The organism is Anabaena sp. CCY 0017, assembly GCF_963920885.1.
In the GTDB taxonomy this organism is placed as follows: Bacteria; Cyanobacteriota; Cyanobacteriia; order Cyanobacteriales; family Nostocaceae; genus Nodularia.
The window spans coordinates 1-14,635 of the sequence record NZ_CAWUDG010000014.1; the positions used below are offsets into that span (position 1 = coordinate 1).

General features: G+C 39.8%; 11 protein-coding genes. 3 read left to right on the forward strand and 8 right to left on the reverse strand.

Translation table 11 applies throughout. From position 1 onward, the window contains the following. Window positions 1-137: 137 nt before the first annotated feature. Together ACM0OW_RS16475 and ACM0OW_RS16480 are read left to right on the forward strand one after the other, a co-directional pair. Window positions 138-986: a TVP38/TMEM64 family protein gene (locus ACM0OW_RS16475; RefSeq protein WP_414551247.1), complete on the forward strand. Its 849-nt coding sequence runs from the start codon at window positions 138-140 to the stop codon at window positions 984-986. 119 nt (window positions 987-1,105) lie between these two features. After that, window positions 1,106-2,653 carry a mercuric reductase gene (locus tag ACM0OW_RS16480; RefSeq protein ID WP_414551248.1) on the forward strand — a complete coding sequence of 516 codons (1,548 nt, stop codon included), beginning with the start codon at window positions 1,106-1,108 and terminating at the stop codon, window positions 2,651-2,653. 156 nt (window positions 2,654-2,809) lie between these two features. On the opposite strand, the gene ACM0OW_RS16485 is transcribed toward ACM0OW_RS16480, so the two are convergent. From ACM0OW_RS16485 to ACM0OW_RS16505, 5 genes are all read right to left on the reverse strand, one after another. Next, on the reverse strand, window positions 2,810-3,748 hold the full coding sequence (locus ACM0OW_RS16485) for an alpha/beta fold hydrolase (protein WP_414551249.1): 939 nt from the start codon (window positions 3,746-3,748) through the stop codon (window positions 2,810-2,812). Window positions 3,749-3,752: 4 nt separating this feature from the next. After that, entirely contained in the window at window positions 3,753-4,577 is an 825-nt protein-coding gene (locus ACM0OW_RS16490; protein WP_414551250.1) for an NAD-dependent epimerase/dehydratase family protein, read from the reverse strand. 70 nt (window positions 4,578-4,647) lie between these two features. After that, window positions 4,648-5,295, reverse strand: a complete 648-nt coding sequence (locus ACM0OW_RS16495) for a pentapeptide repeat-containing protein (RefSeq protein ID WP_414551251.1) — start codon at window positions 5,293-5,295, stop codon at window positions 4,648-4,650. 486 nt (window positions 5,296-5,781) lie between these two features. Next, the gene (locus ACM0OW_RS16500; RefSeq protein ID WP_414551252.1) at window positions 5,782-6,279 is read right to left on the reverse strand and encodes a hypothetical protein; all 498 of its coding nucleotides are present in this window, start codon (window positions 6,277-6,279) and stop codon (window positions 5,782-5,784) included. Between the two features lie 381 nt (window positions 6,280-6,660). Then, complete coding sequence (locus ACM0OW_RS16505; RefSeq protein ID WP_414551253.1) at window positions 6,661-7,893, reverse strand: DUF4336 domain-containing protein; 1,233 nt, start codon at window positions 7,891-7,893, stop codon at window positions 6,661-6,663. 339 nt (window positions 7,894-8,232) lie between these two features. On the opposite strand from ACM0OW_RS16505, the gene ACM0OW_RS16510 reads away from it, so the two are divergent. Continuing rightward, a complete protein-coding gene (locus ACM0OW_RS16510) occupies window positions 8,233-9,006 on the forward strand; it encodes a hypothetical protein (RefSeq protein WP_414551254.1) in 774 nt (257 codons plus the stop codon). An 82-nt stretch (window positions 9,007-9,088) separates the two neighbouring features. Here ACM0OW_RS16510 and ACM0OW_RS16515 read toward each other — a convergent pair whose 3' ends face one another. The 3 genes from ACM0OW_RS16515 to ACM0OW_RS16525 form a co-directional block, all read right to left on the reverse strand. After that, entirely contained in the window at window positions 9,089-9,457 is a 369-nt protein-coding gene (locus tag ACM0OW_RS16515) for a hypothetical protein (RefSeq protein WP_414551255.1), read from the reverse strand. 51 nt (window positions 9,458-9,508) lie between these two features. Next, the gene (locus tag ACM0OW_RS16520) at window positions 9,509-11,233 is read right to left on the reverse strand and encodes an ABC1 kinase family protein (protein WP_414551256.1); all 1,725 of its coding nucleotides are present in this window, start codon (window positions 11,231-11,233) and stop codon (window positions 9,509-9,511) included. A gap of 360 nt (window positions 11,234-11,593) precedes the next feature. Further along, the gene (locus ACM0OW_RS16525; RefSeq protein WP_414551257.1) at window positions 11,594-14,179 is read right to left on the reverse strand and encodes a M1 family aminopeptidase; all 2,586 of its coding nucleotides are present in this window, start codon (window positions 14,177-14,179) and stop codon (window positions 11,594-11,596) included. Window positions 14,180-14,635 lie beyond the last annotated feature (456 nt).

Below are 14,635 nucleotides of genomic sequence, written 5' to 3' on the forward strand. Positions count from 1 at the left end.
TTATTAGCGATCGCTTGTTTTTTGTCCAAACTCACAAAATCGCGTTGCTCCCAATACTAACTTACAAACAATTGACAAGTTAGCACACTTAGTCAAGAAAGCTTGAAACACAACTAATCTATAGAGAGTAATTACTTATGTTAAAACTTACGCTAACTAATTTGTTCTTTCCCCAACGTCAAAAGCCAACTATTGCAGATATTTCAACCAGGAATTCGCAAAAGTTGGGAAAATTTACTTTCCTGATGCTCATGGCATTTGGTGTTACCTTAATATTTACCGCCCAACCAGCTTGGGGACAAGAATCTGCTCAAAATGTTTCAGGATTTAATCCCCAACTCTGGTTGCGAAATGCTTTGCAGTGGATTGATGGTCTTGGTGCTGTAGGAGCATTGGCATTTATCCTACTGTATATCGTTGCTACTGTCGCCTTTTTACCAGGGTCAATCCTCACACTCGGTGCAGGTGTTGTTTTTGGCGTGGTTATGGGTTCGCTTTATGTCTTCATTGGTGCAACCATCGGAGCAACCGCCGCTTTTCTCGTCGGGCGTTATTTGGCTAGGGGTTGGGTTGCTCAGAAAATTGCAGGAAATAATAAATTTCGGGCGATTGATGAAGCTGTAGGTAGGGAAGGATTGAAAATTGTCCTGCTAACGCGACTCTCTCCTATTTTCCCCTTCAATTTATTGAACTATGCTTATGGTGTGACAGGCGTTTCACTCAAAGATTATTTTTTGGGTTCCGTTGGCATGATTCCCGGCACAATTATGTATGTTTATATCGGCTCCTTAGCTGGTAACATTGCCACAATCGGGACTGAGGCTCAACCCGATAACCCCGGTGTACAGTGGGCAATTCGTATCATTGGTTTTATTGCTACAGTTGCGGTGACGGTTTATGTCACTAAAGTAGCTAGGAAGGCTTTAGAAAATGAAGTTTTAGAATCTACAGATAATGATGAAAATCAACAAATTAATTTGAATTAAAGCTGTGTTTTTAATTCGTAGTTCGTAATTCGTATTACTATATCTCAAATTACAATGCGATAAAAATATGTACAAGGTAGATTGCTAAATCAATTATTAATTGTTGAAGGAGTTTAGTAATGTCAAATTCTCCATCTCAAAAAGTTACTCTTCCACCAATGGATGAGTATAACCAAAAATTAATTTCCCATGTTCATCCACAGGATTGGGTTAATCCTCAACCCGTTGATTGTTATGATTTAGTAGTCATTGGTGCTGGTACGGCGGGATTAGTTGTAGCCGCAGGTGCAGCAGGTTTAGATGTAGGATTAAAAGTTGCTTTAATTGAAAAGCATTTGATGGGTGGGGATTGTTTAAATGTCGGTTGTGTTCCCTCAAAATGTATTATTCGTTCATCTCGCGTTGTCGGCGAAATGTTGGAAGCGAAAGCTTTAGGAATTAATCCTCCAGAAAAAATAGACGTTGATTTCCCAGCAGTAATGGAACGGATGCGCCGTTTAAGGTCGGGTATTAGCCATCATGATTCTGCTCATCGGTTTCAAAACTTGGGAGTGGATATTTTCTTGGGGAGTGGTCGTTTTGCAGGTGATAATATCATTGAAGTTGGTGAACAAAAACTTCGCTTTAAAAAAGCTGTGATTGCTACTGGTGCTAGAGCCGTGCGACCATCAATTTCGGGACTGGAAGCAACTGGATTTCTCACTAATGAAACAGTCTTTTCCCTCACCGAACTCCCCCCACGTCTAGCTGTAATTGGTGGTGGATCTATCGGTTGTGAATTGGCTCAAGCTTTCCAACGCTTGGGTTCTCAAGTTACCTTGTTTCATAAGGATTCTCATATTTTAAATAAAGAAGATAGCGAAGCCGCAGAGATTATTCAAAATCGTTTTATCCAGGAAAATATACATTTGGTTTTGAATAGCCAAATCCAAAGTGTAGAACAAACCCCAGAAGGAAAGCTGATTAACTTTCTCAGCAATGGTTCTCAAAGGTCAATTGTTGTTGATGAAATTTTAGTTGGTGCGGGACGCGTACCAAATGTTGAAGGTTTAAATTTAGCAGATGTTGGGGTGGAATTTGACCAACGTCAAGGAGTAAAAGTTAATGATTATCTCCAGACAACGAACCCCAAAATTTATGCAGCCGGCGATATCTGCATGAACTGGAAGTTTACTCATGCGGCGGATGCAGCAGCGCGAATTGTAATTAAGAATACTCTGTTTTCTCCCTTTGGCTTTGGCAAGTCTAAACTTAGTAGTTTAGTGATGCCTTGGGTAACATATACTGACCCAGAGATTGCTCATGTGGGAATGTATGAGCAGGAGGCTCAAGAAAAGGGCTTTGACATTAATACAATCAAAATTCATTTTAGTAGTGTAGACCGAGCAATTACAGATGGCGAAGAAGATGGATTTGTGAAAATTATCCACAAAAAAGGTTCCGACCAAATTTTAGGAGCAACAATTGTCTCCCGTCATGCTGGAGAAACCATTAGTGAAATAACTACAGCAATTGTCAATAAAATTGGTTTAAATGGGTTATCTGGCGTGATTCATCCTTACCCAACTCAAGCAGAAGCGATTAAAAAAGCCGCAGATGCTTATCGCCGTACTTTGTTAACACCAACATCAAAAAGAATTTTAGCATTGCTTACGAAGTTGTCTTAATACTTTCGAGATTAAAAATTAATTTTTGCCATCGACTTATCAAGTTATAAGCTCAATTTGTACTGGAAAATCAAATATTTAAATTACTTTTGCAGATTATTAAAAGTACATATTTCACAAAAATCATTAGGGAGCATCCCAACTGTATAAAAAGTGTTAAGGTGTGGGTTTTCCAGTAGAATTAGATAATCTGGCAATGAATGGTGCGATCGCTTCTACAAATTTTACTGTTGATTCATAAGGTAAAACGTTGCATCCCGGTAATTTAATTCCACTAGCTTGAGGTAAACAGCCGAGATAATCAGCCATACGTTCATCTGGTGTTTCTTGTTTACCTTCTTTACTAATACTCAATGCGGCTTCTCCCAAAACTACCAATGTCGGCTGATTGATACAAGCAAGATAACCACTGTAATCCTGTCGCCAAAATCCAGCTAAAAACGAAAATACCGCATGGCGACTTTCAGGATTTTCCGCCCCCGCAACTAACATATCTAACCATTCTTTATCTACAGCATTTTCGGAACCAAAAAGTTTCCGAATTGAGAAAGAACGTAAAAACTTTTCTGTCCGCGCATAGCGATAAAAACCATTACCAACAGGCGAATCAAAAATATTCCACGCTATTTTATGCTGGAATGCTGATGAATTTTTTGTAATTACTGGCCAAGCAGGCGGTCCAGCTAAAATCATACCAGCAATTAATTTTGATTGTTTTTGAACTAATTCTATAGCAACTGGTAATAAAGCACCTTGTACTACAATTACAACAGGTTTTTTTACTACTGTTTGCAAAAAGTAATCTAATTGTTCTGCCCAATCTTTAGGAGTATAAGCCACACGAGGCATATCACTCTGACCACATCCTAGTAAGTCAGGATTGTAAATCAGATTTTTCTGACCTTTTCTATACCATTGAGTGCGAAATCTTTGCCAAAATTTTCGTGATAATCCCACACCAATGGGATGAATTAGAAGTAAAGGTAAACCCTCACTGCTGGAATTAGCTGGTTGATGTAGGTCGTAGGCACAACGATAATTTTTCCAGGTGTAAAACTGGGTAGGAGATATTGTAATATTCAATGTATTGACCATAGGATTAAAAGATTATATAGGGATGAATTAATTTATAGCCAGCAGCTTTGATTTTTTGATTGGATACTTTAGCATTATATGGACGGTTAGTTTTGCTACTATTATCCCATTCTACTTTGGTTAAATTGTGTTTTTCCATTAAGCTGTCCAGCAACTCTCGGCTGGTTAAATCGGCATCATCTACCAGATTGTAAATACCTTGCAAATGATTTAAACGCACAAATTCTATTGCCCCAACAATATCATCCAAGTGAATCCAATTAGCGGCATCTTCACCATTACCGGGACGGGTTGTACCAGGAACTCTACTAAATATTTTGATCAGTTCCCTATTTGGTCCATAGATACCTCCTAATCTTAAGATACAAACATGGAGCTTTTCACTAGATGCTCCGAGTAATACATCTTCAGTTGCTTTGAGAATTTTTCCATTATCATGGATTGGTTGAGCTAGGGTTTCTTCATCTACCCCAGCACCATTATGGTCGCCATAAACTGAATAACTTCCAGTATATATTAATTGCTTAACACTAGGAGTATCCTGTAAAACTTCAACTAGAGTTTTGGCAGTATTGAGATAAGTATGTTCATATAAATTTGCTCCCTTTGCGCCAATACTCAACAACACAATATCTTGATTTTTCAATACAGATTTTAGTTGTTCTCGGTCATTGCCTTGGGTGACTACAACTTTTTGGGCTACTCTTTGTAGAGTCGAGACACGCTCAGGGGTAGTTGTGGTAGCTGTAACCATAAAAGTCATCTTCTGCTGCCACAATTGAGCAACTGCATAGCCAACGTAACCACAACCAATAATGGCAATGTTCATAAATAAAGCTAATGTTTTGAATCAATAGTATGCTTCTTTATGTTAACAATACCTTTTTTGTGTGCTGATGTTAACTATGGATGACACCATCAGGCATAATTGCCCCAGCTAAGTTAGCACCAATCAATTTTACCAGTAGGCGATCGCCTGAACGAATCCGCGCTCCTGTCAAGTCGGCTCCGCGCAAGTCAGCTCCACTCAAGTCCGCACCAATCAAGTTAGTGGAGCGCAAGTTGGCTTCTCTCATGTCGGCTAAAAGTAAGTTAGCCCTAAACAAATTTGCTGAAGATAAATTTGCTCCTCTGAGAATAACTTTGTGCATAAAAGTATCGCTGAGATCAGCCCCACTCAAATCAGCGTAACTCAAGTTTCTGCCAGATAAATCTTTGTTGCTTAAGTTAGAGCCACTGAAGTCTTTACCACTTAAATCAGGGTTTGTTTTAGGTGGTTTGTAGGTACTTTCAGGTGGTTTCTTGACTTGAGATGCTGAAGAATAATCAACATTTTTATGCTTATTATGTAAAGAGCGCAATTGATCACGAGCTTCATTAATAGCTTTCAGTTTGTCTTGGGCTTTCTTCTGTAAGCGGTGATTATCTTGAGGAATCCGATCAGGATGCCAAATGAAAACCAAGTCTTTATAAGCTTGGTTAACTTCCTCAAGTGTTGCTCCAGGTTCTATTTCTAAAACTCTATAATACTGCTCCATCTCGCTCATTATGATATTTTTGTCAACAATCAAATTACGTATGAGTGATGCAGCCGCCAGATAAAACCTACTCAAATCTACTCATAAGACGCGAATCGGTTTTAATTCCTGTTTTGACCAAGCCCGTTGGCGGTTTCTTGTTCACAGGTATAAATTAAAGAAGAGCTTCTCCTTATTTGCTCTAAATTGAATACTGAGATTTAAATATTATACAGGAGTGTATTAGATAACTCAGTTCATAAATAACCTTTTTGGGAGGCAAAGTTGAAAATACTCTATCTTCTTTGTATACAACGAAACTCTACTGCGATCGCCTAGTTAAACGTGTAGTTTTGTATCGATGTAGTTATTTGTAATTAGCCTTATACCTATTTTCCCACTTCATCTAGATATTGACCATAAAACATTTTTATCACGAAGATACCGAATAGGTATGGGAGGGTATGGCTAGTCCAAGTCAGCTATCACAGATATCATTGATCATTAACGTTCCATTTATTCTCTACCCATCATCCCATTTCGCCACCGATTTATGGCTCTCAAATAAGCGACAACAGGAATTTGATAAATCTCGACTACAATCCACAAAATAATTGATAAATGTAACAAAAAAGTTAGTATTGTCCAGATATATGGGAGCCAAGTAATGGGATCATGAGATATTGGCGGAAAGTAGTAAGCAACTATACCAATTAAACTTGTGGGTAGCACGACAAAAGCAATAGCTACTAGCCCATAACCCCAACCCAATTCAATACCCTCTAACTGGGCTTCTGTCCAGTTAAAGCCATTCCATCGCCAAATCAGGGGAGGTTGACGAGAAGGCATTTTGATTTCTTGTTGTTCTAGGTTAACAGTAAAAATCTCGTAACAGAAATCACAAGCCATCGTTTCCATCATTGGCATTCGAGAAATTTTACCTACGCGACAAACAGGACAGGGGTAAACTTCTTGAAAGTCAAAAGATGTAGTGAATATTTTAGAACTGGGCATAATAAAACTACGTTTTGCTTAAAAGTTAATCTGGTGATAGCGTTTCCTCATCTGCTGAGGTCTTATATTATTCTAATTTTATTTGTTATTTTAATTTTTTAATTGTCTGTTTTTTATTTATATAACTATTTCTCCATAAATTCTTTGTAACAATATAATGTTTTGGATATTTTGCATATTTTCAACAAGCGATACTTTATGTAGAGGCGAAATTCTCAAATGTATAGCTGAGTGCGGAAGCCTTAACTTAACTTGGTTTCTACTCAGCACTTTGCTATATATTGAATTTCTAGCTTAATGCTGCTCAAATTTTCAGCAGCAATCACTACTTTTAAGAGCTTTGATTCACAGCCTCGTGTCGCCTATTTTTCAAATTCTAGCCTAGACTTTATCCTTTGGTGGTGGCACAATACCAGTTTTTTTTAAACCTTGATCAATATCTCTCAGTAGTTGAAAATCCTCCTCTGGTAAGGGATAACTATTACTACTTAACAAACCTGCACTGGTAGTCGGATGCTTTTCTAGAAAGGAGAATGCTTGACGAAATTGAGACGGCTTTGCTGGAATCGGTGCATCGAAGTGACAAGGAATAATCCACTGAAAGTCCCAACTCGCGACCTTCTGCGCCCAGTCAATGGTTTCTTTTGGTGCGCGATTCAAAATGAGTGTTTGCAAAATTGGTGCGACAAACAAACGACCGTCACCTCTGAGTCTATCGAATGAGTGCTGCCAATCTGAATGCCATTTAAAGGGATATAAGCCAAAATAGGCTTTTTGTGAACGATTGGGGGCTTGAATTGCCTCGCGCAATACTTTACCCAAGCCGACCACTTCTAGCATACTGGGACGAAAATACAAAGCAAATAACGAAACCCGTTGCCATCCTTTACGGCGATTGGCTGGAGTATCTGCAATCAAATCAAATGCCTTGTCTTTAGCGTGGAATAGCAAGGGATATGAATCTAATTGTACAATCGCTGGCGGATCTGCTGATACAGATACCACTGAATCTGTGACTAATAAAGTATGCGATCGCTTGTGGAAAAATACAACCTCAGAGAACTTCCCTGGCCCCAACTCTATCGGGCCAAGAATCGCATAGTCAAACTGATCAGCAAATGGGGTTTTGCTACTATCTTCAGGTAATATATGAATCCGTTTAGCAGGTAAACCCAGCCAACTCAGGGGAAGATTTAACGGAAAACTCCATTGATGAGGAGCCACAAAAACCTCTGAACTAGGAAAGCATCTGGCAAAGGGACCAACGAAAACTTTGTGTTCTAGCCCTGAGATAGTTGGCAAAATAATATACTTAACATCCCCGTGTTCTGCTACCAACTCTTTCACAAGACGGATACATTCAGGGGTAGGCGCAACGGGAGCGTATACAAGAAGACCACCTTGTTCAAGCTTAACTACGGTCATGCGAATTGGCACAACAACGTAGAAAATTCCCTGCATTTGGTCAAAAGTCCAGATGGTGTCTTTAACTACTTCTTTACGGATTGTCCGCCGCTTGCCATAAGGGTAGAGTGGCAATGTAAACCAGAAAGGCCAGGAAAAATCCTGCTGGTCAATCTGTTCTGGGATTACTGCACTTTTATCATCCGCCACTCTCTGACCCCTCCCAAGTTCCCAACGCTAAAATTATTGAGCTAACAACCTACTTTGTATAAAAAATCTAGTATCTCACAACTCAGGCGGCAGACAGAGAGAAGATAGCTAAATTAATCTATTTATAACAAAAATAATCTAATCCAAAAATAATCTCATATTTATGGCTATTTATTTTACTTACATAATAAAACTGACAAAAAATACTGATCTAAATTCTAAATGGGTAAAAAAAATTACCCTAATTATTTGTTTCATGTATAATTAATTATAGAAATTTTTGGTTTCTTCTTTTACCTCCACTGAAAATTAAGATAAAATACAACTAGTAAGCAGTTTATGAATCACGAACAAAAAGATTTCTGCTTTTGTACCTTAGCCTTAAGAAATAAATATCGCCTGCTAGCTCAACAATTGGCGAGTGATTTAGAAAAATATGCTCCTGGCACTACATTATTAGTATTAACAGACGAGCCAAGTTGTTTTAAAGAAAATTATAACGTTTTAGCTTTTAAACATCGCCAACAGGGGATTTTGCATTGTTATAATGACAAAAGCATCCTCATGGAAACAGCTTTATCAAAATTTCCGGCTGCAATTCACATTGATGCAGATACAAGAATATTAGCTCCCATACCAGATAATTTACAGTGGAAACCAGGAATTACAGTAGGACACTATGAAAACTTGGTAGAACACGTCAACCGGTATACTCCTGAAAGATTGCAACCTCTCCAGAAGGTTGCTTCGCATTTCAACATAGATTTAGAAACTGTAACTTATGTGGGAGAATCTTTATTTATGATTGCTAGAGACAATGGCAGAGAAGTAGATTACTTAAAATCCTGGGCAATGATTGGCAGGTATTTGGAATTAAGAGGGATTCATTCTGGTGAAGGTAATGCAATGGGAATAGCTGCGACTAAGGTAGGCTGGACGATTTCCCAAGATAACTGGCAAGAAATTAAAAATGTCATTCATCATATAGATGCTTCCTATAGTAACAAGCCGAAGACTTTATGGGAAAAATGGCAACGAAAAATTGGCTATCACTACCGCTTAAATTTAGCTAGACTTATGGCTTTGAAGAATGCTAAATTCTACTATAATTAAAGTCAATTACTGACAAAAAAGTGCTGAATCACAAAATTATCAGTTATTCAGCACTGATTATTAATTATTAATATTTATCAGATCAAGAATCTAAATCTAGAGCTTGCATTCCTTCACGTTTGGCAAAAGTGAGCAGACTTCCCAATTGCAGCCAAACCAGTAAACAAGTCAGAAGACTTACTGGTAAACCAATTCCTAAAGCCAAGGGGGACGGAAAACCAAATATCTCTAAACCGGATGAGAGGAATACAGAAACACCGACAGTAATTCCCAGAAATGGCACAAATAACTGTTTTAATGAGGAAGCAGATTTAGAACTTTTGGCATTATCTTCTGGCCATTGCTGCACTATTACTTTGAGTGTGCCAGATAAGGCTAGACCAGAAGTCAATGCAATTAAAAAACCAATAATTAACAGAAAATAAGGTGGTTGTTCCGGGAAATAGTACATGAAAACTCCAAATTGATATTAAAAAGTTATGCAGTAAAAATTTTAGTCTGTTTATTTTTTACTGTTTGGTTGCACAGCACTAAAAGCAGCGAAGAAACCAGATTTAGGAATCACCGCAGCTACGCTTTCTCTTGATAACTCTGTCAACATACCGATGGCTACGTCTAATAAACGATTCGGTTTAATGTCATCTTTCACCAAATCCCACAGGCGTTGAACTTCTTCTGTATGTAGACGGTCATCTTCGGTGAGTGCTAAGACAAACTCTCGACGGAGAAATTTACCTTCCTCAGACATGAGATATTGTAATCCCATTCGCGCTGTCGGTAAGACATCAAAGCTGCCATCAGTCCGCGCAATTTCGATTAAATTCTCTAAGCGTTCCCACTGGAATTTACCATCTTTAAATAACACGTTCAGTAGTCGTCGCCTTAATTCAGGGGATTCCCCAGTTAGTAAGCGTCGTGCTATGTAGGGATAACCCACTTCTACAATTTTGAAGTTTGGGTTAAGACTGAGGGCAATACCTTCTTGAGTCACCAGAGAACGAATAATCAAGGCGAACTTGGCCGGAACTCGAAACGGATATTCATACATCAGTTCCGAGAACTCGTCAGTTATGGTTCTGAAGTTAAATTCCTTGACATTTTTGCCAATGGCATTTCCCAATACTGATTCTAATGCCGGGATAATGGGGCAAATATTCGTGTCTGGTGTCAGAAAACCTAATGCAACAAAATCTGCGGCTAAATCGGCGTAGTCTTTGTTTACCAGATGTACTAGCGCATCTACTAAAGTTTCTTTGGTGGGTTCCTCTAGCTGATCCATCATGCCGAAATCAATGTAAGCCATGCGTCCATCAGGCATAGCAAACAAATTTCCTGGGTGGGGGTCAGCATGGAAAAAACCGTGTTCCAATAGCTGTTGCAGTCCGGAAGTTACCCCAATTTGAATAATTTCCTCTGGGTCTAAACCTGCTGCTTTAATTCTGGTAGTATCGGTGAGTTTGAAGCCATTAATCCATTCCAGAGTTAAAACGTGAGTGTTGGTATAACTCCAGTAAATATCCGGGATTTTAACTCGCGGATCGCTGCGAAAATTGCTGGCAAATTTTTCGGCGTTACGACCTTCATTGATGTAATCAATTTCTTCAAATAACTTGATGCCGAATTCGTCCACAATTAAAGTCAGATCGTGACCGAGATTTAGGGGTAGCCAAGGCGCTAACCAACCAGCTATCCAGCGCATCAGATAAAGGTCGAGGGTGATGACTGGGCGTAAGTTGGGGCGCTGCACTTTTACAGCTACTTCTTCGCCAGTTAGTAGACGACCACGATAAACTTGCCCTAAACTAGCGGCAGCCACTGGACTAGCTGACAATTCGCTGTAAACGTCAGAAATGGGTCTGTCTAACTCGGTTTCGATTATTTGATAAGCGATCGCATTATCAAAAGGTGGTAACTGATCTTGTAGTTTAATCAGTTCCTCTAGGAAATCTTTACGTACCAAATCTGGACGAGTGGATAGGGCCTGACCTACTTTAATAAATGTCGGGCCAAGTCTAGTGAGTAGTTCTCGTAACTGTGTAGCGCGTTTACCTTTGTTTTGCTCAACTTTATTTTGCCATTCGTCCCACTTGAGACTCAAAATAAATACAGCAAATGACCCGATAACTTGTAACATTCGTCCCCAAGCAAGCCAGGGACGGTAACGATAGTGACGAGCGATCGCGTCTGAATTGTAGCGTCTTAGCTGACCGGGCTGATTGTGACCCACGCCTTTACATACCTCTTCAACTGGGAATTATATACTTTCGTTTTTTATGTCCCCACGTACAAATTAATTGTAAGTCGGGGTTTTGTGTAGTTTTGTATCAAAAACTAGGAATTTAAATTGTTTCCGGGTAATAATCTTGACCGTTTTAGCCTAGATGACTCTCCAGATGTTTTTATCTTTTCCTTAATTATACTTTATAAAAGTACAAATATTGCGTTGGGGAGTGGGGACTTGGGAGGCTTGTAGGGGCGGGTTTACAGATATTCTTCAATATGAATGACGATATTACTAAACCCGCCCCTACGGAGATTGGTGACTAAGAAAGAGTTATCCTCATGACCAATGACCAATGACCAATGACTATTTAGATTTTGCTTCCAAACCTTCTAAGCGACTTTTGAGTTCTTGGTTTTGTTGCTTGAGTTGGTCTAGTTCCTCCCGCATTTGGCGCAATGCTTTATCTGTTCCCACATTTTTTTGCACCTTGGAAATTTCCTCTTCAGCATAGCGACGCACACGCCCGTCGGCTGTTTGGTCGGCTAGCGATCGCAAAATCCCCATAGCTTTGCGAGTTTCCATTTGTCCCAAGGCCGTGACTACAGCCACTTGGGTTAAAAAGAAGGTTTCTTTGGCTAGTTCTGCTAACTTTTCTAAAATCCGTTCTAAATTCATCGGACTTTGACCCACAGAAATCTTGCCTAAAGCTCGAATTGTGGCTAAACGCAATGGTTGTGGTGTACCAAGTTTTGTGTATTCTAGCAGCACATTTAAAGCAGCTTCTGAAGTTTTGAGTTCAGCTAAACCGCCAATTGCACCACTCCGCACAACTTCATTCCAGCCCGCCCTTGATTCTAAAACGGATTGCAGCAGCTTAATTACCTTTTCTTCTTTGGGTTTATCTGCCAAATTCACAGCTGCGATTGACCCCACAGCCCGACTAGCTGCTGCTTCGACGTAGTAACTAGGATCACCATTTTTAACCAACTTTTTCACAGCTTTGTAACTGTCATGGGTTTTGATGGTCGCCAGTGCTTCCACCACCGCACGCCGGACAAAAGCATTTTGGTCTTGCAATCCGGGAACTAACCCATCAAAGGCTTGATCTAACTTAATTTCGGCTAGTTGTTTAGCTATTTCGACCTGCACACCCCAAAATGAATCATGTTTGAGTGCATCTGACAAAGCATTGGTAGCTTCTAATCCACCTTTTTTAGCTAAAGCCTCGGCTGCATAGATCCGAGAAATGGGGTTAGGGTCAAATTCTAGCTGGGCTTTCAACTCTGGAACTGCATATTCTAAAGTCACAGTTTTGAGGAAATTATTGCCCACATCAAAGCTGACAAATTGGGGTTTTTCTGCTAAAGGGAAGTAAAAGCTTTGTTCCCGTTCATTGACCCGCACAGTGAAAGTGTTAAGTTGTGCAGTTTTACTTGGTTGAGTGTAACCAAAGCCAATGGGTATTTTTAGGTCAAACAAATCTTTACTATCATTTTTGTCGGCTTGGGTTTGAGTGACTGTGACTTTGGCTAAATTAGCATCTCCATCCCAAGAGTAAGCTACTTTAAAATCAGGATGACCACCACGATAAACGTATTGATCGAAGAGGTATGCCAAATTCCGCCCAGTCGCCTTTTCAATGGCGCGGAGTAAGTCTACTGTTTCGACAGTTTTATGGGCATGATCTTGGACAAAGGTGTGAATTGCTGGCCAAAATAATTCTTCTCCTAATTCCGCCCGAATCATGTGATAAACACAAGATCCTTTTTCGTAGATATGGCGGTCATAAAGTTCGATGGCTTCCCGGTAAACATGAGTTACCATTGGGCGGCGGTAGCGGTGACTATCTTCGCTTAAGTAACTTCTGGCTTCTAATAATCGATAGTATGCGGCTTCTTGGTCGCCATATTCATGTTCTGTCCACATCACTTCCGAGTAGGAAGCCATCCCTTCCTTAATCCAAGCATGAGACCAATGTTTAATTACCAGTAAATCCCCAAACCACTGGTGTGCTAATTCGTGAACAACTAAACTTTCTGTGCCACGATTATCTAAAGCGGCGCGTTCATCGATTAAACATCTATCTGTTAATAGGGTTGTGGAAGTATTTTCCATCCCGCCAAAGATGAAATCATCTACACAAACTTGGGCATATTTAGGAAAAGCATAAGCATAACCATACTTTTCGCTTAAAAACTCCATCATGCGGGGAGTTTTGCCCATGCTGCGTTTAGCATCGTCTTTTCTACCCTTTTCTACGTAGTAGGTAACGGGTTTACCTTGCCATTCGTCCCGAATTTCGGCAAAGTCGCCTACTGCTAAGGTCATTAAGTAGGTAGGATGAATCTGCTGTTGTGACCAATGGTAGATTTTTTCATCTCCATCTTTTTGGGTGTCGATGAGTTCGCCGTTGGAAATAGCAATTAAATCTTTAGGAACCCGTACCCGAATTTCGGAAGTAGAAAGTTGTCCGGGATAGTCGAAGCAGGGAAACCAGAAACGAGAGTCTTCGTCTTCGCCTTGAGTCCAAACTTGGGTGGGTTTGTTGGGGTAGTGTTGGTCTGGTTGAATAAAGTATATACCGCGTTGGGGCTTTTCCACTGAGTAGGCGATCGCAATCAACAGATGTTTACCAATTTGTGTTGGTTGCGAAAGTTGAATAGTTAGCTGTTCGCCGTTGTAGTCAAAATCCTGGGCTATATCGTCTACTTTTACAGACTGGATATTTAAGTTGACAGCATCCAAAGTCAAACGGTCAATGCCATTTCGGATCGGTAACAGGCGGATGCTGCAAGTCCCGTGGTAACTTTGGCGAGGAATATCCAAGCACAGATCGAGGAAAATATGCTCTACTTGTCCAGGACGGTCGGGGTTGTAGTGCGGTTTAGCGCCTGGTAATTCAAAAGATTTATGACCGTTATTGTTTGTATCAAAATAAAACTGCGACATTGATGCTTACTAACCTTTTAATCCTGATGAGTCTGTGGAGATGTATTTGAATGCTATCTGGTTAATATCCCAATTTCAAAGGGTTCTTTGAGGATAAGGAGTATTTTTGCGGTTTATATATAAGAATTAAGCCTACGTAATTTACCTTTGTGTCATTGGATTAAAAATTTATTACATCTTGTTAAACTTTAATTGAGTACAAATACTCCGAAGTCTTTCTTTAGTGTAGGATAGCTTGTCCCTATCCAGCCAGTTATAGCAAAGTCCTGAGTGGGTAGGGGCGGGTATGGCACTCTCCAAGTCTTTCACAGATATGCTCAATTACTAATAATAATTTGAATAAACCCGCCCCTCAAGGCTTTATACTAAGCAGTCTCCCCACTCACCAAGAGCAAGTTTCCCACAGAAGCTATTGACTGAGTACATTGGAATATAGATTCAGAAAAATTTTCTGTG